Source organism: Leifsonia sp. SIMBA_070 (assembly GCF_046534635.1).
In the GTDB taxonomy this organism is placed as follows: domain Bacteria; phylum Actinomycetota; class Actinomycetes; order Actinomycetales; family Microbacteriaceae; genus Leifsonia.
The window spans coordinates 1,139,472-1,157,569 of sequence record NZ_JAWRYK010000001.1 but is presented as its reverse complement, the minus strand read 5'-3'; the positions used below and the strand labels follow the sequence as shown (position 1 = coordinate 1,157,569).

General features: G+C 68.5%; 21 protein-coding genes, 1 tRNA gene and 1 other RNA gene. 10 read left to right on the top strand and 13 right to left on the bottom strand.

Features of this window, described 5'->3' with window-relative positions; genetic code table 11:
* Positions 1-18 precede the first annotated feature (18 nt).
* Positions 19-1,209, bottom strand: coding sequence for an acyltransferase family protein (locus SB754_RS05420; RefSeq protein WP_410781327.1), 1,191 nt, complete (start codon positions 1,207-1,209; stop codon positions 19-21).
* A 135-nt stretch (positions 1,210-1,344) separates the two neighbouring features.
* Here SB754_RS05420 and SB754_RS05415 point away from each other — a divergent pair, with 135 nt between their 5' ends.
* From SB754_RS05415 to SB754_RS05405, 3 genes are all read left to right on the top strand, one after another.
* The gene (locus tag SB754_RS05415; protein WP_410781326.1) at positions 1,345-2,133 is read left to right on the top strand and encodes a polyprenol monophosphomannose synthase; all 789 of its coding nucleotides are present in this window, start codon (positions 1,345-1,347) and stop codon (positions 2,131-2,133) included.
* The gene (locus SB754_RS05410) at positions 2,130-3,617 is read left to right on the top strand and encodes an ArnT family glycosyltransferase (RefSeq protein ID WP_410781325.1); all 1,488 of its coding nucleotides are present in this window, start codon (positions 2,130-2,132) and stop codon (positions 3,615-3,617) included. Before SB754_RS05415 ends, SB754_RS05410 begins: the two co-directional genes overlap by 4 nt.
* Before the next feature lie 103 nt (positions 3,618-3,720).
* The gene (locus tag SB754_RS05405) at positions 3,721-3,897 is read left to right on the top strand and encodes a hypothetical protein (RefSeq protein ID WP_410781324.1); all 177 of its coding nucleotides are present in this window, start codon (positions 3,721-3,723) and stop codon (positions 3,895-3,897) included.
* Positions 3,898-4,483: 586 nt separating this feature from the next.
* Here the strand turns inward: SB754_RS05405 and SB754_RS05400 are convergent.
* From SB754_RS05400 to SB754_RS05390, 3 genes are all read right to left on the bottom strand, one after another.
* Positions 4,484-4,556, bottom strand: a tRNA-Lys gene (locus SB754_RS05400).
* 77 nt (positions 4,557-4,633) lie between these two features.
* Positions 4,634-5,719: an AI-2E family transporter gene (locus tag SB754_RS05395; RefSeq protein WP_410781323.1), complete on the bottom strand. Its 1,086-nt coding sequence runs from the start codon at positions 5,717-5,719 to the stop codon at positions 4,634-4,636.
* A gap of 112 nt (positions 5,720-5,831) precedes the next feature.
* Positions 5,832-6,170, bottom strand: coding sequence for a hypothetical protein (locus SB754_RS05390; RefSeq protein WP_410781322.1), 339 nt, complete (start codon positions 6,168-6,170; stop codon positions 5,832-5,834).
* Between the two features lie 58 nt (positions 6,171-6,228).
* Here SB754_RS05390 and SB754_RS05385 point away from each other — a divergent pair, with 58 nt between their 5' ends.
* The 6 genes from SB754_RS05385 to SB754_RS05360 are packed head-to-tail and all read left to right on the top strand — an operon-like array spanning position 6,229 to position 12,135.
* Positions 6,229-7,041, top strand: coding sequence for an inositol monophosphatase family protein (locus SB754_RS05385; RefSeq protein WP_410781321.1), 813 nt, complete (start codon positions 6,229-6,231; stop codon positions 7,039-7,041).
* A gap of 51 nt (positions 7,042-7,092) precedes the next feature.
* Positions 7,093-8,025 carry an ABC transporter ATP-binding protein gene (locus SB754_RS05380; protein WP_410781320.1) on the top strand — a complete coding sequence of 311 codons (933 nt, stop codon included), beginning with the start codon at positions 7,093-7,095 and terminating at the stop codon, positions 8,023-8,025.
* 4 nt (positions 8,026-8,029) lie between these two features.
* Positions 8,030-9,286 carry an ABC transporter permease gene (locus tag SB754_RS05375; protein ID WP_410781319.1) on the top strand — a complete coding sequence of 419 codons (1,257 nt, stop codon included), beginning with the start codon at positions 8,030-8,032 and terminating at the stop codon, positions 9,284-9,286.
* Entirely contained in the window at positions 9,286-10,281 is a 996-nt protein-coding gene (locus tag SB754_RS05370; RefSeq protein ID WP_410781318.1) for an NAD(P)H-quinone oxidoreductase, read from the top strand. The genes SB754_RS05375 and SB754_RS05370 overlap by 1 nt, the downstream gene beginning before the upstream one ends.
* 13 nt (positions 10,282-10,294) lie before the next feature.
* A complete protein-coding gene (locus tag SB754_RS05365) occupies positions 10,295-11,311 on the top strand; it encodes an adenosine deaminase (protein ID WP_410781317.1) in 1,017 nt (338 codons plus the stop codon).
* Entirely contained in the window at positions 11,299-12,135 is an 837-nt protein-coding gene (locus SB754_RS05360; RefSeq protein ID WP_410781316.1) for an alpha/beta fold hydrolase, read from the top strand. Before SB754_RS05365 ends, SB754_RS05360 begins: the two co-directional genes overlap by 13 nt.
* Before the next feature lie 21 nt (positions 12,136-12,156).
* On the opposite strand, the gene SB754_RS05355 is transcribed toward SB754_RS05360, so the two are convergent.
* Genes SB754_RS05355 through SB754_RS05340 form a run of 4 tightly spaced genes read right to left on the bottom strand, consistent with a single transcriptional unit; the run spans position 12,157 to position 14,307 of the window.
* Positions 12,157-13,059 carry an alpha/beta hydrolase gene (locus SB754_RS05355; RefSeq protein WP_410781315.1) on the bottom strand — a complete coding sequence of 301 codons (903 nt, stop codon included), beginning with the start codon at positions 13,057-13,059 and terminating at the stop codon, positions 12,157-12,159.
* 13 nt (positions 13,060-13,072) lie between these two features.
* Entirely contained in the window at positions 13,073-13,591 is a 519-nt protein-coding gene (locus tag SB754_RS05350; protein WP_410781314.1) for a beta-class carbonic anhydrase, read from the bottom strand.
* Between the two features lie 15 nt (positions 13,592-13,606).
* Complete coding sequence (locus SB754_RS05345) at positions 13,607-13,873, bottom strand: hypothetical protein (protein WP_410781313.1); 267 nt, start codon at positions 13,871-13,873, stop codon at positions 13,607-13,609.
* Between the two features lie 47 nt (positions 13,874-13,920).
* Positions 13,921-14,307: a hypothetical protein gene (locus SB754_RS05340; RefSeq protein ID WP_410781312.1), complete on the bottom strand. Its 387-nt coding sequence runs from the start codon at positions 14,305-14,307 to the stop codon at positions 13,921-13,923.
* 191 nt (positions 14,308-14,498) lie between these two features.
* Here SB754_RS05340 and SB754_RS05335 point away from each other — a divergent pair, with 191 nt between their 5' ends.
* Positions 14,499-14,756, top strand: a complete 258-nt coding sequence (locus tag SB754_RS05335) for a hypothetical protein (protein ID WP_410781311.1) — start codon at positions 14,499-14,501, stop codon at positions 14,754-14,756.
* Here SB754_RS05335 and SB754_RS05330 read toward each other — a convergent pair.
* The 5 genes from SB754_RS05330 to ssrA all read right to left on the bottom strand — a co-directional run bounded on the left by SB754_RS05330 (position 14,682) and on the right by ssrA (position 18,013).
* Positions 14,682-15,746 (bottom strand): hypothetical protein, encoded by a 1,065-nt coding sequence (locus tag SB754_RS05330; RefSeq protein WP_410781310.1) that lies wholly within the window; start codon positions 15,744-15,746, stop codon positions 14,682-14,684. The two genes, SB754_RS05335 and SB754_RS05330, sit on opposite strands and share 75 nt — an antisense overlap.
* A 41-nt stretch (positions 15,747-15,787) precedes the next feature.
* A complete protein-coding gene (locus tag SB754_RS05325) occupies positions 15,788-16,456 on the bottom strand; it encodes a GAP family protein (protein ID WP_410781309.1) in 669 nt (222 codons plus the stop codon).
* 76 nt (positions 16,457-16,532) lie between these two features.
* Positions 16,533-17,075 (bottom strand): hypothetical protein, encoded by a 543-nt coding sequence (locus tag SB754_RS05320; RefSeq protein ID WP_410781308.1) that lies wholly within the window; start codon positions 17,073-17,075, stop codon positions 16,533-16,535.
* Between the two features lie 146 nt (positions 17,076-17,221).
* The gene (locus tag SB754_RS05315; protein ID WP_410781307.1) at positions 17,222-17,374 is read right to left on the bottom strand and encodes a hypothetical protein; all 153 of its coding nucleotides are present in this window, start codon (positions 17,372-17,374) and stop codon (positions 17,222-17,224) included.
* Positions 17,375-17,618: 244 nt separating this feature from the next.
* Positions 17,619-18,013, bottom strand: a transfer-messenger RNA (tmRNA) gene (ssrA, locus tag SB754_RS05310).
* Positions 18,014-18,098: the final 85 nt, after the last annotated feature.

The following is an 18,098-nucleotide window of genomic DNA, read 5'->3' as shown; positions in this document are numbered from 1 at the left end:
TCGCCGACTGAGCCGGCCTCAGTCTGGGGAGCGGACCAACTCGCGGTCGGCGTCAGGTTGCGCGGACTCCGCCTTCACCGAGCGAGCGATTCGCTGCGACAGCCGGTGGAGCGGCCGTTCGGCCGCGAAATAGAAACCGGTGGCCACCGCCAGCGCCGCCACGATCGTCACAACTGCAGGGACCGGCCCGGTCCCGAGAAGGAAGGCCACCGCGATCATCAGCGGCCGGTGCACCAGGTACAGGCTGAACGAGATCGTGCCGAGGAACAGCAGCACCCGGGTGGTCAACAGCCGGCTCAGCGGTCGCCACTGCGTCCCCACCACGATCAGCGCGACGATGCCGACCAGCACTAACGGGACGGTAGCGACTCTGGCCGGAATCCCGTGCGCCTCGAGCGAGCGACCGAGCACGAAGTACGACGTCATCGCGGTGATCGCGCCAAAAACCAGAACGATTCCGGCTACGTGCGACCACCAGCGACCGGCCGTCAGGAACCGAAATGCGCGCGCCACCTGCTCCCAGAACTGAGCAAGGAGGGCGCCGAAGAAAAACATCGGCAGGTAGCTCGTCGCCGGGTCGTTGTTCGCCCAGCCGAGCAGACACACCACCAGGGCGATAATCGAGGCCGGCACCGGGTATCGACGCACCAGCAGGATGTAAACCGGAAGGGCGAGCGAGAACACGACTTCCCACTGCAGCGACCACAGAGTCCCGATAGCGTTCGACGTACCGCCGAGCAGAGTTGCGTCATGGATGATGTCGATCAGCGGGTACGACGTCGGAAGCGAGGCAATGGTCGGCGGAGTGCCCGGACCCACGGTGTGCGGGATCAGGAGGTACGAGAGAAGGGCCAGCGCGATCGCCGCGAGAACGGGCCCGTACAGGCGCACGACCCGGCTCGGGTAGTACGCCGCCAGCGAGAACTGTGGACGGGTCGCAGCCTTCGTCAGAACGAATCCAGACAGGATGAAGAAGAGGAAGACCGCTTCGGCCCCGAGCCACACCACATGGAGCGGCGAGAAGATCAAGACGTTGGCCAGGGGATTCGCTGCTGGCTTCAGGTAGACGCCGTCCTGCAGAGTCGACCAGTTCAGAGCGAAGACATGGTAGAGCAGAACAGACACGGCGGCTAGGCCGCGGAGCGCGTCGAGTTCTCGGTTTCGCATTGGTACTTTCTGCTGGTGTCTCTGCGCGGGGCAGGCTAACACGCGAGACATGGTCCGGCAAAGCAAGAGGCCGGTGCTCCCTGACAGCCTCGGTGCTCCACCCCCACGATCGAGGCGTGGCAGAATGGCTCGCGGCCGCTCGCGGCCACCGATATTCATCACAGGTCTTGGGGATGCATGCGCGCGCTGATCGTAATGCCGACGTTCAACGAGCGAGAGAACCTTGCGGGGATGGCGACGCGGATTCGTGCGGCGACGCCGGAGGTTCACGTGCTGGTCGTCGACGATGCGTCGCCCGACGGGACCGGCGAGCTCGCCGATCGGATCGCACTCGACGAGGGCAGCGTTCATGTCCTTCATCGCACGGGCAAGTCGGGGCTGGGAGCGGCGTATCGCGCCGGGATGCGATGGGGCCTCGATCGGGGCTACGACGTGATCGTGGCGATGGATGCTGACGGGTCCCACCAGCCCGAGCAACTGCCCCGGCTTCTTGACGCGATCGCCGACGCCGATGTCGTTGTCGGTTCCCGCTGGGTGGATGGCGGATCCATCGTCAACTGGCCCACACGACGACGTCTGCTCTCCAAGGGCGGAAGCCTGTATGCGGGGCTCGCCCTGGGCATCCCAGCCAAGGATGTCACTGGCGGTTACCGGGCGTATCGCGCGGATGCGGTGCAGCGCATCCACTTGGAGGGGGTCGTGAGTCGCGGCTACTGCTTCCAGATCGACATGCTGCGCCGAGCGTATTCGGCGGGACAGCGGGTCGTCGAAGTGCCGATCACGTTCGTCGAACGAGAACTGGGCGCCTCGAAGATGACGGGCGGGATCGTGGTGGAGGCGATGCTGCGCGTCACAGGGTGGGGCCTGGCCGGAATCCCTCGGCGATTGCTGCGGCGCCGCCGTGCCCTCTCGACCACGCCCTCCACCGCCCCGGCGACGACTGAGACGACCAGCGAGAGCCGATGACCACCACCGCCCCGACCACGACGATTCCCGTAGATGCGCCCAGAGCGCAGGCGATACGGTTCCTCGACCGGCTATCGGTGCGGTGGGTGGCTCTGGCGCTGGTCTTCCTGTGGGGCGCCTACCAGTCCCTGTGGAGCATCGCTACTGCCACGCCCAACGCCGACGAACCGCAGTACGTCCTCGTCGGCCGCCTCTATCTCCATGGGGACCTCGCCGCCAACCACGAGCAGCCGCCGACGGCGAAGTACCTGTTCGGTGCGATCCAGCTGGTGTTCGGGGAGGGTCCACTCGCCCCTCGTCTGCTTGTCGGAGCTCTCACGGTCATCGGCGGGGTCATCGTCTTCCTCTGGCTGCGGCCGGAACTCGGCTGGCTGCCCGCATTGGTGCCGACGGCGTTCTGGCTACTCCTCCCCCGGGGAATCGCAGCGTCGACGGAGTTCCGTCTGGACCGCTTCGCGGTGCTCGACCCGGTCATGGTGTTCTTTGCCATCGCAGCCATGGCGGCGGCGTGGCAATGGCACCGCGGCCGATCCGTCGTCTGGATCGGTGTTGCCGCGGTATGCCTGGGCCTGTCAGCCACCAGCAAGCCGACGACCGCCGTGATGATCCCGGCCTTCCTCGTGCTCATCCTCCTCCGCCGCAAGGCCAAGGAGGTGCTCATCGCGCTGGCGGTCGCGGCGGTCGCTCTTGCCGCGACGGTCCTGCTCGTGTACTGGCCGATCGGGATCGTCATGGGACTGCGGGACCTCATCGAATTCCAGGCCGCGCAGAACGCCACCGGGCATCTGATCGACCTCGGCAGCGTTGCGACCGCCCACCCGCCCTGGTGGGCCAACTTCTACTTCGCATGGAAGGGCTTCGGCCGCCTCACAGTCGCCGTGTTCGTCATCGGTGGGTTCGCGGCGCTGTTCGATCGCCGCAACCGAGTCCTGGTGGTGTACCTCCTCCTCGCCCTGGCGCCGTTGATGATCTTCTACCTGTTCATCGCGAAGAACGCCCTCCCGTCGTATTACTACGCATGGTCGTGGGCGCTCTGCCTGCTCGCCGGGATCGGCTGCGTCTGGTTGCTGCGCCCCCGCGCTTCCCGAGGACTCACCGTGGTTCTGCGGACAGTCGGCGTCAGCGTGCTCGCTCTCGCGCTCGCGGCGGCGCTGCACACGTCTGCGCTGGTCTGGAACGACGGTCCTACAGGGTTCGGCCGAGTCGATCAGACCCTGCGTAGCGCCGGCATCGACCAAGGGATGGTCCTGGTGAGCGGGGTGGCGCCGTGGGAACCGGACGAGAGCATCCACGGCCGGTGGACCACCGATCCGACCGCGCGCTGCATCGTGGCGGTCGCGACCAAGCAGTCGGCGCGCTCCCCCATCGCCCCCGACGTCGCTGCCTTCATAGAGGCTCATCGAGCGCAACTCCGCCAGACCATGCTGGACGCGGTCACGTTCTACTCGTTCGACCAGGCCGCGGCGGAGGCCAACTGTCGCTGAGGGATCAGCCACCCAGTGTCCCCGACGCACAAAAGAATCGCGATTGCGGAGCTGGAGTCACGCCCGTGGGGCTAAGCGCGGTAGGTTCGGCCACGGGGGTTTCATGGCTGCTGAATCGCACGACGGCGGATCCGGAGTACGCCGGGCGTTCCGAGCTGTGTGGCGCCGCCTGGTCGCTGCGCTCATGACGATCGGCAGTTCGCTAGGCAGCGGCTCCCGGTCGGGTGACCCGCAGGCGCGGGACCTGTACGAACGGCGCAACCGCGACTACCGACCGTGAAGCCACGCATCCGCGTCCTTCCCGCACTCCTGTTCTCAGGAGAAATGGGCCCACGGACGCTCCTCCGGCCTTTTCTCAGGACCCTCGGCACGCGAGCACGCCGAATCTCCTGAATTCAGGACGGCGGCGGACCGCTTCGCTCCCTTGGTTCGGGCACACCCGTCCGCTACGGTCTGCCTGTTGGATCCGACTCCCGAGGGGACCTCCTGGCCCGACCCTGCCACCGCAGGAACGTTCGTCGAGCTCGAAGCAACTGCACGCGCCCTCGTGGGAGCCACGGCGCGGGTGGTCGGCGGGCACCTCGCAGACGGTAGTCCATTTACCGAGATCACACCGAAACGGGCTAGCACCCCTTCTGCGGGTGAGGCGTGGCCTAGAGGAGCCGGATGGTGCCGACGAGACCGATGAAGAACGCTATTGTGCCGAAAACCACCCACCCGCCGGCGCCCCATTCTCCTGGTGGCGGTCGTTGAAGGGTGACGCACGACAGGCCAGACCATCACGCTACGACCCCGAACATCGAAGAAGCCCCCGACCCCACTGTTTCCAGCGGATCGGGGGCTTCCCACCACCTCGCGGTGACTCGTGCGCCCCCAGGGACTTGAACCCTGAACCCATTGATTAAGAGTCAATTGCTCTGCCGATTGAGCTAGAGGCGCATCCGGTTCGGTTTCCCGAACCGAGGCTCCACACTAGCATCCGATCGGCGTCCGTTGCCAATCGAGGATCGCTCGGTTCAGCTGCGTTCTTTGCGGGGCATGACGATCTCTTTGATGATCAGGATGATGCCCGCCGAGATGGGGATCGCGACCAGCGCGCCGGGCAGCCCGAACAGGGTGGAGCCGGCCAGCGCCGAGATGAGGACGACCGATCCGGGGACCTGCACGGCTTTGCCCATCACCCGGGGCGTGAGGATGTACGCCTCCACCTGCATGTAGACGAGCATCAGCACCAGCACGACCACGCCGCTCACGGGCGAGTGGATGAACGCGAGGATCGACATCACGATGGTCGTCAGGACCGTGCCGATGAGGGGGATGAGCGTGATGAAGAAGGCGGCGAGCGCGATCAGGAACGCGCCCGGCACGCCGGTGGCGAGCAGCAGGATCAGGCTGTACACCGCGTTGCAGAAGGCGAGGATCACCATCCCGCTCAGGTACTTGCCGAAGTTCTGCAGGATGCGCTCCGCGTAACCCTCGAATCGGTCGCGGTTCGAGCGGCGCACCAGCCGGTACGCCGCCTGCTTCGTGGAGTCGTACGAGGCGATGAAGTAGATGGTCAGGATCGCGATGAAGAAGCCGGTTGTCGCCGCGTTGAGCACGGAGAGACCGAAGCCGACCAGCCCGTTCCCGATGGTCGCCCAGGTCGCCGGGTCCTGCACCTGCTGGGAGATCCAACCGACCACTTCAGCGAGCACGCCGTTGGTCGCCTCATTGACGGTGTCGTACCAGCCCTCGCTTCGCAGGACCGCGATCTCGTGCGGGACGGCTGTGGCCAGGAACGCGATCTGCTGCACGATCAGCGGGACGACCACCCAGAGGATGCCGACGAGCACCGCGACGATGATCAGGATGACCGTCACGATGGCCCACGCACGCTTCATTCCGCGCCGCTGGAACCAGCGGATGAGCGGGTCCAGCCCGACGGTCGCGAACAGCGCGAGAAACACCGAGAACAGGATCGACCGGAGGCCGTACAGCATGAGGCCGGTGACCACCGCGCCGATGGCGCCGAGGGTCACCAGGTAGCCGAACAGCAACGGCCTTCGGCGCAGGATCGAGTCGGACTCGCGGGCCACCTCCGCCTGTCGAGCGGATCCCACGGGTCGAGCGGATCCCACGGGTCGACGGATGAATCGCATGCCGCCTCCGCTCCGCCCTGCCCGGGCTAGGGCGAGCGTATTGGGCCCGACCCTCCCGCAACAAGGGGTGGGATCAGGACGGCTGCTCCTGACCCTGCCGTTCGTCGTCCGCCGCCGTCGCCTCCTCCTCCGGCTTGCCCGGCGCGAGCTGAGCCGTCAGCCGCCGGAGGTGGGCGACGAGCTCCTCGTCCTCGATGTCGGGCCCGATCAGGTCGGCGGGCTCGCTGACGATCTGGCTCGCCGGGCCGATCAGCACCTCCACGTCGCCGACTTCGCCCTGGCCCGTGCGTCCCGGCACCATCACCGTGTCGGCGATGCCGTGCCGGGCGAGGGCCCGGGAGTATTCGAGCAACGCCTCCGCGAGTGCGTCGCCGGTGTAGAAGGCCGTTCCTGCATACACGATCCGTCGCATGCCTCCATCGGTACACTTCGCTGGCCCGCCTGCCAAGGCCGCCGATAGGCTCGTCGCTGTGACCGACACCGCAACATCGCCCTCCAATGGCCCCGACGCCGACCCCGATCTCGCCCTGGCCTTGCGCCTGGCCGACGAAGCGGACCGGATCGCGCTGAGCCGGTTCCGCGACCGTGACCTGCACGTGGAGACGAAGCCCGACCGCTCCCCCGTCACCGAGGCCGATCTTGCCGTCGAGCGGGCGATCCGCGAAGCGCTGGCGGCGGAACGGCCGGACGACGGCATCCTCGGCGAGGAGTACGGCACACAGGGCGACACTGCGCGTCAGTGGATCGTCGACCCGATCGACGGGACCGCGAACTATCTGCGGGGGGTGCCGGTCTGGGGCACGCTGATCGCCCTCGCCGTCGACGGCGTCCCCCGCGTCGGCGTGGTCAGCTCCCCCGCCCTCGGCCGCCGCTGGTGGGCGGTGACGGGAGGCGGAGCCTGGACGACGGACACCCCCGGAGCCGAACCCCGCGCCATCCGTGTCTCCGGCGTCTCCGACCTCGCGAACGCCTCCCTCAGCTTCCAGAGCATCGCCCAGTGGGATCAGGCGGGCTACCTGGACCGGCTGATCGCGCTCACCCGGCAGGTGTGGCGCGACCGCGCCTACGGCGACATGTGGTCGTACATGCTGCTGGCGGAGGGACTCCTCGACGCTGTCGGCGAGTTCGACGTGAAGACGTACGACCTGGCGGCGCTCATCCCGATCGTTCAGGAGGCCGGCGGCCGCTTCACGTCCGTCGACGGCGCCTCGGGGCCGGGCAACGGCTCGTCGCTGGCCTCCAACGGGCTGATCCACGACGCGCTTCTCACCGCACTGGCCTGAACCCGGAAAGTCCTCGCCCCGCAGACCTCCTGCTGCCCTAGGCTGGCTCGGGTGAGCGCACCGACCCCCACGACGACGGAGCCGCTGGTCCACATCGCGAACTTCCGGATGGACTTCGGCCGCACCACGGTCATCCACGACCTCAGCTTCGACATCGAGCGCGGTGAGACGTTCGGATTCCTCGGCAGCAACGGCTCCGGCAAGACGACGACGATCCGCGCCCTGCTCGGCATCTACCAGCCGACGGCGGGAGTGCTGCACATCGATGGACGCCCGTTCAGCCCGGAAGCGGGAGAACGGCTCGGCTACCTGCCCGAGGAGCGCGGACTCTACAAGAAGGAGTCCGTGATCGACGTCATGGTCTACTTCGGCCGCCTCAAGGGCCTCGCCGCCGAGCAGGCCCGCCGATGGTCCCGCGAGTACCTGGAGCGCGTCGGCATCGGCGACAAAGAGAAGGTTCGGCTCGACAAGCTGTCCGGCGGTCAGCAGCAGAAGGTCCAGCTCGGCGTCACGATCATGAACGACCCGGAGCTGCTCATCCTCGACGAGCCGACCAAGGGCTTCGACCCGGTCAACCGCCGCCTCCTGATGGACATCATCGACGACCAGAAACGGGCAGGCTCCACCGTGATGATGGTGACCCACCAGATGGAGGAGGTGGAGCGCCTCTGCGACCGCGTCATCCTGCTCAAGGACGGCGCGGCACGCGCCTACGGGACGGTCGAGCAGGTCCAGGAGGAGTTCGGCGGCACGATCCTGCACCTCGACTACGCGGGCGAGCTGCCCGGCTCCGCCGCCTACCGTGTGCTGTCGGATGTCGGAGGGCACGCGCAGCTGGAGCCGGCCGAGGGCGCAGACCCCGCCGCCATCCTGCGCGAACTCGTCGACGCCGACGTGAGCGTGTCGCGCTTCGCACCCACCCGCAAGTCGCTCGACGACATCTTCGTCGAGGTCTACGGCGCCGAGAGCCGGGAAGAGGACTGAAGCCATGGCCCGTCACAACCTCAGCACCGTCATCGGGTTCGAGTTCCGCCGGACCGTCACCAAGCGGCGGTTCTGGGCGATCACCCTCATCCTCCCGATCCTGGTCTTCGGCCTCGGCGGCCTGATCATCGCCTCCAACGTCTCCACCAGCAACACCGCCGACCAGCAGAAGAACGCGCGGTTCGAGTTCCTCTACTCGGATTCCTCCCACCTGATCGACCCGGCGATCGCCAAGCAGTACGGCGGCACCGAGATCCGCTCCGAGGCGGAGGGCGTCGAGGAGGTGCAGGTCGGCGGGACACCGGCCTACTTCGCGTACCCGGCGGACCCTGCGACGCAGACGATCCGGGTCTACGGGGAGGACGCGGGCCTCTTCCAGAACAGCAAGTACTCGGCGGTAGCCGAATCGCTCCTGTCCGCGAGCGTCGAGCAGAAGCTCGACGACCCGACCACCGTCTCGGTGCTCCGCGGCGACGTCAAGACGGCGACCACCACCTTCGAGGGCGGCAAGGTCGCGCCCGGCTTCGAGGCGATCCTGCCCGCCCTGGTGTTCCTCGCAGCGTTCTTCATCGTCATCGTCTTCCTGGGCAACCAGATGCTGAACTCGACGCTGGAGGAGAAGGAGAACCGCGTCACGGAGATGATCCTGACGACGATCAACCCGACGAACCTGCTGCTCGGCAAGGTGATCTCGCTGTTCGCCATCGGGATCATCCAGCTCGCGGTGTTCGCGCTGCCGATGGTCGTCGGGTACCTGTTCTTCCGCGACCAGCTGCAGATCCCCAGCCTCGACCTCAGCGGCCTCGTCTTCGACCCCCAGAAGATGATCGTCGGGACGCTCATCCTGATCGGCGGCTTCGCCCTGTTCACCGGCACACTGGTCGCGGTCGGCGCCGTCATGCCGACCGCGAAGGATGCTGCACCTCTCTTCTCCGTGGTGATCTTCGCAGTCGTCATCCCGCTGTACGCGTCCGGCTTCGCCATCAGCTCCCCGCAGTCGCCGATCGTGCAGCTGCTGGCGTACTTCCCATACACGGCGCCGATCACCGCGCTCATCCTCAACGCGTTCGGCTCGCTGCCGCTGTGGCAGGCGATCATCATCATCGTCGAGCTGTTCGTCCTGGCCTTCGTGGTGCTGCGCATCGCCGTGCGGCTGTTCCGGTACGGCTCGATCGAGTACTCGAGCAAGGTGCGGATCCGGGATGTGCTCGGGACACGCGGAGACCGGGCGGCGGTCCCGGGCGGGACGGGCCGCCGCTGATGCGTGCCGTCGTCGTCACGGAACCCGGCGGCCCCGACGTGCTGCGCGTCGAGCACCGTCCGGATCCGGTCCCGGCGGCGCACGAGGTGCGCATCCGGGTGGCGGCTGCCGGCCTGAACGGCGCCGACCTCAGCCAGCGCCGCGGCTTCTACCCGTCCCCTCCCGGCGCTCCCGAGTGGCCGGGGCTCGAGGTGTCCGGCATCGTCGACGCCGTCGGCGATGACGTAGACGGATGGCATGTCGGCGACCGGGTGTGCGCCCTGCTCCCGGGCGGAGGCTACGCCGAACTCGTCACCGTCGACGCGGGTCTCGTCCTTCCTGTTCCCGACACGGTGGACCTCGTCGAGGCGGCCGGCCTCCCCGAGGTCGCGGCGACCGTCTGGTCGAACGTCGTGCAGCTCGGGAGGCTCGGCACCGGCGAGGCACTGCTGGTGCACGGCGGGTCGAGCGGCATCGGCACCATGGCCATCCAGGTCGGTCGCGCCCTGGGCGCGGACGTCATCGCGACCGCCGGCAGCGACGAGAAGGCGGAGTTCTGCCGGGAGGCCGGCGCCCAGGCGGCGGTGAATTACCGCGAACGGGACTTCGTGGAGGCGGCGCTCGCCTTCACCGACGGGCGCGGTGTGGATGTGGTGCTCGACATCGTCGGCGGAGCTTACATCGCCCGCGACCTGGAGGCTCTCGCCACCGGCGGCAGGATCCTGTCGATCGCGGTGCGGGACCGGGAGCCGGCCTCCGTCGACATGGGCCTGTTGATGCGGAAGCGCGCGAGCATCCAGGGGACGACGTTGCGAGCGCGGCCGCTGGCCGAGCGCACGGCCATCATCGCCGCCGTGCGCGCCGAGCTGTGGCCGCTGCTGGCGGAGGGTCGCATCCGGCCGGTCATCGACTCGGTCTTCCCGTTGGGGGACGCACCCGCCGCGCACCGGCGGATGGAGTCGTCGGCGCATCGCGGCAAGATCCTGCTGGGCGTGGGCGACGTCGCCGGTCGATGAGAGGATCGGGAGCATGACCAACGGCGCCCTCACCGACGAAGCCCTGCTCGCGCTCCCGAAGGCAGAGCTCCACCTCCACATCGAGGGAACGCTCGAGCCGGAGCTCGCCTTCGAGCTGGCGGCGCGCAACGGCATCGAGCTGCCCTACGCCTCGGTCGACGAGCTGGCTGCGCAGTACGACTTCGACGACCTGCAGTCGTTCCTCGACCTGTACTACGCGACGATGGCGGTCCTGCGCACACGCGACGACTTCGCGGAGCTGACCCGCCGATACCTCCGCAGAGCCCACGCCCAGGGCGTGCGCCATGCCGAGCTGTTCTTCGACCCGCAGGCCCACACCGCACGGGGCGTCGCGTTCAACGACGTCGTCGACGGCATCGGCGACGCCCTCGACGAGGCGGAGCGGGAGCTCGGGATGACGGGCGCGCTCATCCTCTGCTTCCTGCGCGACCAGCCCGTCGCCTCCGCCGAGGAGGCGCTCACCGCCGGCCTGGCCCGAAGGGACCGGATCGTCGCCGTCGGGCTCGACTCCGCCGAGGTCGGCTATCCGCCGTCGCTCTTCGAGGCCGTGTACGCCCGCGCCCGCGCGTCCGGTCTGCACGCGGTCGCGCACGCCGGCGAGGAGGGTCCCCCCGCCTATGTGTACGAAGCGCTCGACCTGCTGGGCGCTGAGCGCATCGATCACGGCATCCGCTCGATCGAAGACCCGGAGCTGGTGGCGCGGCTCGCCCGGGAGGGCATCCCGCTGACCGTCTGCCCGCTGTCGAATGTGCGGCTGCAGGCGACCCCTGACCTCCGCGACCACCCGCTCCTCCGGCTCGACGACGCAGGCGTACGGGTCACGGTGAACTCCGACGATCCCGCCTACTTCGGCGGCTACGCCGGCCAGAACTTCGCAGCGGTCCGGGATGCGCTGGGGCTCACCGAGGACCAGGCGCGACGGTTCGCGCGCACCTCCATCGAGGCGTCGTTCGCCTCCCGGGAGCGCAAGGATGCGCTGCTCGCCGAGGTGGAGGGATGGCAGCCGTGACCGAGGCGCAGCAGTTCCGCACCGCCGACGGCCGGTCCGTCCGCTACTTCGACACCGGAGGGGATGCCTCCTCCCCCGTGCTCGTCTGGCATCACGGCACCCCGCAGACCGGTGCGGTCATCCAGCCGGTGGCGGCCGAGGCGTCCAAGCGCGGGATGCGCGTGCTCTCCGTCGCGCGGCCCGGGTATCCGGGATCGGACGAGCGCCCAGGGCGGTCTGTCGCGGATGCCGCCGCCGATGTCCTGGCCGTGGTCGACGCAGTCGGCGTGGAGCGCTTCGTGACCATCGGCACCTCCGGCGGCGGCCCCCACGCCCTCGCCCTGGCAGCGCTGGCCGGTGATCGCGCCACCTCCGTCGTCACGCTCGCGGGGATCGCCCCGTTCGACCGGTCGCCCGACTGGTTCTCGGGGATGGCCGATCCGGGCGGTCTGCGGGCGGCGCTGTCCGGACGCGAGGCGCGTCTCCGGTACGCGGAGACGGCGGAGTTCGACCCCGATTCGTTCACGGCGCGAGACTACGAGACCCTCAACGGCGCCTGGGGCGCGCTCGGCGCCGATGCGGGCGCAGGCGCCGCTGAAGGCCCGGCGGGCGAGGCCGACGACGACCTCGCCTACGTGTCCCCGTGGGGTGTCGAGCTGCGCTCCGTCGCCGCACCCGTCCTGCTCGTCCAGGGCGGAGCCGACCGCGTGGTCCCGGCTCCTCATGCCGCAGCGATGCTCGAACGGCTGCCGCGGGGCGAGCTGTGGATCCGTCCGCGCGAAGGACACGTCTCGGTGCTGACCGCCCTCGGGGTCGCGCTGGACTGGGCACTGTCCGCAGGATGATGGCCTGAGGGGAGCACGCGGTCACCGAACGAGCGATCGCAGGAACGCCCCACTCCGATCGGTCGCCTCCTGCGCCTCCGGCGTCTCGGCCATCAGCGGGTAGACGTGCGGCAGTCCCTCTCCCACCTCCAGCCGGACGTCGACGCCGGCCTCCGAAGCTGACGCCGCGAGCCGCTCCGCATCGCTGAGCAGCAGATCGGCCGTGCCCACCTGGATGAGAAGCGGCGGGAGCCCGGCGAGGGAGGCGAACAGCGGCGAGGCCGACGGAGTCCGCGGGTCCGTGCCTGCGAGGTAGTCGGAGGCCAGTTCGGCGAGCAGTCCGGGAGTGGAGATCAAATCCTGGTCCACGCGCTCCGTCATCGAGCGGCCCGAGCCGGTCAGGTCGACCGTGGGCGACATGAGGACGGCGGCGGATGGCAGCGGGTCGTGTGCGTCCCGAAGGGAGACCAGGAGCGCGACGGCGAGACCCCCTCCCGCCGAGTCGCCTGCAATGGCGAGCGACGACGGGGTCAGCGCCTGATCATCCACCAGCCATCGCCATGCCGCCCGGACATCGTCGATCGCCGCAGGGTACGGGTGCTCGGGCGCGCGCCGGTATTCGAGGAAGAGGACCCGCATCCCGGCGCTCCGTCCCAGCCGCGAGGCCAGCTCTCCATCGCTCGCCAGCGATCCGAGACGGAAGCCTCCCCCGTGCAGGAACAGCAGGACCCGATCGGGACGGACCCCGGGCGGGTCCAGCCAGTACGCGGGCACGCCGCGCGCCGTCACCGCGGCGACCACGACGTCGCCGGGCAGCGGATGCTCCTCCCCCGCCGGCTCGAACGACGCGCGCTGCTCGTCCACACTCGGCGCAGGCGCCGCGGCCGCGGCGCGCTGCCGCTCCGCAAGCAGGGACAGCACCTCCTGCATCTCGCGGCTCGGCATGCGCGGCCAGCAGCTAGAGACCGGCAGACGGCTGCGCGTCCACCTCGGTCAGAATTCCGGTGTGGACGTCGAACACGAATCCGCGGACCGCCACGTCGGGCGAGATCCATGGGTGCGTCCGCGTCTTGAGGACCTGCTCGCGGGTGTTCTGCTCCGCATCCATGAAGCTGTAGAACCTTGCCGGTGCGATCGGCGCGGCGCCCGTCTCCTCCCGTAGGCGCGACTCCAGCTCGTCGTCGGTGAACGTGGTCAGCCCGCACTCGTCGTGGTTGACGATCATGATCTCCGTGGTGCCCAGCACGCGTGTCGAGACGATGAGCGAGCGGATCGAGTCGTCATCGACCACCGTCCCGACGTTCCGGATGAGGTCGACGTCCGCGTCCTCCAGCCCCAGGAGGCGGACGAGACTGCTCAGCCGCGGATCGGCACAGGTGAGGATGGCGATCTTCGGCGCCGGACGGCCGGGGATCGCCGGTTCGTACTCCGCGGCGAGCGCGGCATTGGCTGTGAGCGCGTCATCGATCAGACTCATTGTCGTCGCTCCTGGTCAATCCGGCCGATAGCCGTGCGTCGCCGCCTCGTATGTGGTGTGGGGCCGTTTGACGGAACTCTCTGCAGCGGGAGGCACGTCGGCGTGCTCCAGTGCGTGGAGCACCAGCTCCTCCACCAGCTCAGAGGCCGTCGTATGTCGCCGCCGGGCGACGTGCACGAGCGCGGAGTACTCCTGCTCGCCCAGATGGATCTTGAGGGGGATCCCCCCGCGCGAGTGGCCGGGACCCAGCGTGGTCGCGGCGGTGATGTCGGCTTCGCTCATAGCTGGAGGGTGCGCCTTCGACGGCCCCGTGGCTAGACCCCTCTTCCTCACGCCGTTCCGGCGAGGGCCTTTGCCTTCAGCGTCTCGAATTCGGCGGATGTGATGGCGCCGCTGTCGAGCAGCTTCTTGCCCTGTTCGATCTCCCCCGCGGCCGACCCTGTGGAGGCGACCGTACGGATGTACTGGTCGGTGTCCTGCTGCGCCTGCATGGCGCCGGCAGCGCTCCGCTGTGCCACGCGTCCGCCGCGGGCGATCAGGTAGATGAACGCGGCGAGGAAGGGCACAACGACCATGAACAGGATCCACAGCGCCTTCGCCCAGCCGTTGAGCTCATGGTCGCGGAAGATGTCGATGATCACCCGGATGAAGATCGAGATGCACACGATGACCAGGTAGAACCAGAACGACCAGACAAGAAAATCCCAGAAAGTCATGACAGCTCCGATCCCTTCACTGAGCGACGATCGCTCCGCGTGGCCTGAAGGTACGTCCACGGTGTCGCGTCCGGCAAGTACCTTAATTCAGCGAACGGAAACCCCGCTGCGAAGGTGGCTAGCCAACCGTCCGGACGGCGTGCGACGGTTTCCCCGTAGCGGTTCACGATCCGCGAGTGGAGGGCGGCACCATGACCGAATCGGCCGGGACGGCACGGCGGAGGCGCACTCCCAGCCTGCCGCTCGCGGTGCTGATGACGATCTACATCGTCGCGCTGCTCGCCTCAGCGGTTCTCTACGTTGTCGGGTTCGTCGTCTCCGGCAACGACCCCGCAGGAGCGGGCGCCCTGTTCACGTTCGCGAACGGCTTCGGCTCACTCGGCGTCGTCGGAGCCATGCTCCATCTGGCGGTCGGCGCGATCCGGCACGCCGTCGAGGACGTCGGCTGAGCCGTCGGCTGAGGAGCGAAACCACTCGCCGTCATCACCGAGTTCCCACGCCACCCGTTGCCCGCGATCCACCCGCACCCGCTCGCGGCGCAGCCACCACGTCTCATCTGGAGCCCAGCCGGCGACCACGGACGCGGCGTCCTCACCGACCGGAATGACCGCGCCGGCCAGGCCCAGGTAGGCCAGGACCGTGAGGTGGACGCCGTCGTAGTGCTGCGCGACGGCCGCCCAATCCGGCATCAGCCATCTTCCGACACGACCCGTCGTCCGGTACCAGTCGTGGCGACGGGAGGCGGTGACCTCCAGCGGGAACCGGCGGCACAGCCCGGCCCACGACTCGGGCCCCGTCACCTCGTAGACCGAGGGGTCGGCGACCCGAACCGGTGAGGCGATCGCGGAGCCCCAGTCCATCCGGTCCTCCACCAGAGACAACCCTGCGGGCGCCCCGCTCAGTGTGCGCGTCGTCGCCAGCGTCGCCGGGCGGGTGAACGGGATGCTCCACCAGGAGCCGCCCCAGTTGGCCGCCGGATCCTGCGGGCGATCGGTGCGGGCCGCGAACTCCTCGGCGACCGCCTCCTCCCGCCACTCGCCCCAGTCGGGCTCCGTCCCGGCTGCCACAGGTGAAACGGGCTGATCCGGGAGGTCGAACTCGACCTCCCACTGATCGTGCGCCTCCAGGGGCTCGCCCCAGGCCGCCGCGTCCGGATGCCGCAGCACGGCGTCGGCAGCATGCAGCAGTGCGGGCCGCAACTCGGGCAGCCGGGCGAGCACATCCTCATCGTCGGGCTGCTGCCAGTAGCGGGCGCTGTCCACCGTCGCCACGAGGGCGGGCAGAAGACTCGGGAGCGCGTCCACCGGCGCTTCGGCGAGCTGCACGGCCAGCTCGGGGACCGTCAGCCAGGGGTGGCCGTCGACGGCATCCAGCGCAGCGGCGAGCGCGAGCCGACGCCCGCGCGGCCCCTCCAGCAGAGCGGCGGCTTCCATGGTCATCCGCCCAGCCTAGAAGGTCGCGCCCGACACGGCCGCCGGGCTCACAGGGACGCGAGGCCGTTCCCGATGATGACGACGCCGACCATCAGGAGGATCACCGACGTCACGGCCGAACTGTTGCGCCCCAGCCAGGCGCGAGCGGAGACGAGACGCCGCTCGGTCGACGTCGGCGAGACGGTCGCGGCGACGATCGGCACGACGACGGTGGACGCCGCGATGACGACGTAGACCGCGAGCACGATCGCGATGCTCCCGACGTCGATGTCAGCGGACCGGACGCTGAGGCCGGCAGCGAGCGCGAGCAGCAGCGCCTTGGGCCGGACGTTCAGGACGACGGCCAGCCCGAACGCCGACCAGCGGCCCATCCTCGAGGCGGCTCCCAGCCATCGGGGCATGTCGCCGGTGTTCTCGGCATGACGCGACCGTCGCCACGCGATCACCGAGAGGACCGCGAGCGCGACGCCGACGACGATCTGAGCGATCGCGCCGGCCAGGTCAGGCTTCCGGGCACCCGGAGACGGGAGGGCGATCGCGATGATCGTCGCGAGGGTCACGACCAGCGCGAGCCCGCCGACCGAACCGATGAGGAACGGGATCGCGGACTCCTTTCGCCTCGGCGACAGCAGGATGAGGATCATCGCCATGATCGGCACGGAACTGAGCGCCTCTGCCAGCGATATCGGCAGGATCTGCCCTAGTGCCACCCACACGCGTGCGCCTCCCGGATGCTCAGCCGAGGTCTCGCGCCGGTCCGCTCATGCCGTCCGCCGCCCTGTCGTCGTGGCCTCACCCTGGCAGCGTGCGGCGCGCGCTGACAAGAGGGCGCACGAGCGCGTCGACTGCACAGGCGACCGCGACGACCACAGCGCCGGCGATGAGGCCGAGGAGGACGTAGAGCAACGTGGCGTCCGCTCTGCCTTCTGTGCGGTCGAGGGACGCACCGGCCATCATGACATCACCGTGGCCGACATCCTCCGCCACGATCGCGAATCTCAGGCCGTTCTCCGGCTGCCAGGTCACCGCATCCTCCCCTGCTTCCCGAGCAGTGGCCAGCACTCCGGAAGGCACCGTGGCGATCGTGCCGTGCAGGTACCCGTTTCCGGCGATGGGACGGTCGCCGGCGTCGTAGCGCACCCAGAAGACACCTTGGAATCGGGCAAGTTCCTCATGTGGTTCGGAAGACGGATCGACAGTGGAGCTAAGCAGCTGGCGCGGCGCATCCTCGACCGCATTCCGGCCGTTGTGCTGCACAACGGCGTAGACGACGGCCAGGCTGCCGGCGAAGAGAGCGTACGCGGCAACCGCGATGACGAGACGACGCACCCACATGCGCTCATGGTGCGCCGCCTGACGTCTGCGGGCATCCACCGCGAGAGGTATCTAAGGACAGGCTGGGACCGACCGAGTGGTGAGCAGATGTCGCAAATCCTCGGGAATAGGCGCACCTACTCACCACTCGGCGCCACGAGAGGCGATCACGCTGCCGCGGGTGCGCGGAAGGCCGTATTCACCGGGACGCCGAGCAGCACCGCGGCCGGCAGGCCGTCGATCATGGCCACGCGGCCCTCTTTCTGGAGCACCGGGCAGTGCGCGCCGGTTCGGGTCCTGAGTGCCGCGAGCACGAACATGGTGACCGCCGTGATGCCCGTCCAGACGATTCCACCGACGCTGTCGGGGCCGTGCCGGTGAAGAGAGCGAGGGCGGTTTGGATGAAGAGGTAGCCGGCGAGAGCGACGAACGCCGAGTCGAGCCCGAATCCGGCGAAGGCGACCCCAGCTCCACGTATTGGCTGTCCGGAAGACGACCACACATCGGCTCATCTGCGTCCATACGCAGATACCAACTCTCGAACAACGCGTGACAGCGACCGAATGGTGGAGATGGGGGGAATCGAACCCCCGTCCACTGCTGTGGTCATGTGCCTTCTACGGGCGTATCCAGTGAAGACGCTTTCTCGGTCCCGGAGCTTGTCGCTGGCACCTGCTCCGACGGACCCAGTATCAGTGGAAGTCCCTCTGCGCCCTGATGCTCAACGCAGAAGCAAGTCCCCTAGCTGACGCCAGGACCCGGGTAGAGGACGATTCCCGGACTGACGGTCTCTTAAATGGCGGAGGTGGACTTACGCCGCGAGGGCGAAGTCGGCCTGAGCCGAGACAGTGCTCTTGTTATTGGCACTTATTTTTTTGCATGGATCGTTAACGAGATAACCATGCATCCTCGACCCGCTTCTCACAGTCACGCAGACAATGTCGAAACCGATCATCCCCATGCGCGGCCGAGTGGCCGGGTCGCTGTCACGCGCTGTTGAGTTCTTCAGATGCAGATCCCGCCGACGAGCGGCGAGCTTCACAG

Coding starts and splice junctions, on each gene's coding strand:
- SB754_RS05375 (WP_410781319.1), top strand. CDS start 8,030: ATGGCCCGTCACAACCTCAGCACCGTCATCGGGTTCGAGTTCCGCCGG.
- SB754_RS05410 (WP_410781325.1), top strand. CDS start 2,130: ATGACCACCACCGCCCCGACCACGACGATTCCCGTAGATGCGCCCAGA.
- SB754_RS05355 (WP_410781315.1), bottom strand. CDS start 13,059: ATGCCGAGCCGCGAGATGCAGGAGGTGCTGTCCCTGCTTGCGGAGCGG.
- SB754_RS05350 (WP_410781314.1), bottom strand. CDS start 13,591: ATGAGTCTGATCGATGACGCGCTCACAGCCAATGCCGCGCTCGCCGCG.
- SB754_RS05335 (WP_410781311.1), top strand. CDS start 14,499: ATGACCGAATCGGCCGGGACGGCACGGCGGAGGCGCACTCCCAGCCTG.
- SB754_RS05365 (WP_410781317.1), top strand. CDS start 10,295: ATGACCAACGGCGCCCTCACCGACGAAGCCCTGCTCGCGCTCCCGAAG.
- SB754_RS05340 (WP_410781312.1), bottom strand. CDS start 14,307: ATGACTTTCTGGGATTTTCTTGTCTGGTCGTTCTGGTTCTACCTGGTC.
- SB754_RS05330 (WP_410781310.1), bottom strand. CDS start 15,746: ATGACCATGGAAGCCGCCGCTCTGCTGGAGGGGCCGCGCGGGCGTCGG.
- SB754_RS05405 (WP_410781324.1), top strand. CDS start 3,721: ATGGCTGCTGAATCGCACGACGGCGGATCCGGAGTACGCCGGGCGTTC.
- SB754_RS05345 (WP_410781313.1), bottom strand. CDS start 13,873: ATGAGCGAAGCCGACATCACCGCCGCGACCACGCTGGGTCCCGGCCAC.
- SB754_RS05360 (WP_410781316.1), top strand. CDS start 11,299: ATGGCAGCCGTGACCGAGGCGCAGCAGTTCCGCACCGCCGACGGCCGG.
- SB754_RS05415 (WP_410781326.1), top strand. CDS start 1,345: ATGCGCGCGCTGATCGTAATGCCGACGTTCAACGAGCGAGAGAACCTT.
- SB754_RS05370 (WP_410781318.1), top strand. CDS start 9,286: ATGCGTGCCGTCGTCGTCACGGAACCCGGCGGCCCCGACGTGCTGCGC.
- SB754_RS05315 (WP_410781307.1), bottom strand. CDS start 17,374: ATGTTCGTGCTCGCGGCACTCAGGACCCGAACCGGCGCGCACTGCCCG.
- SB754_RS05320 (WP_410781308.1), bottom strand. CDS start 17,075: ATGTGGGTGCGTCGTCTCGTCATCGCGGTTGCCGCGTACGCTCTCTTC.
- SB754_RS05390 (WP_410781322.1), bottom strand. CDS start 6,170: ATGCGACGGATCGTGTATGCAGGAACGGCCTTCTACACCGGCGACGCA.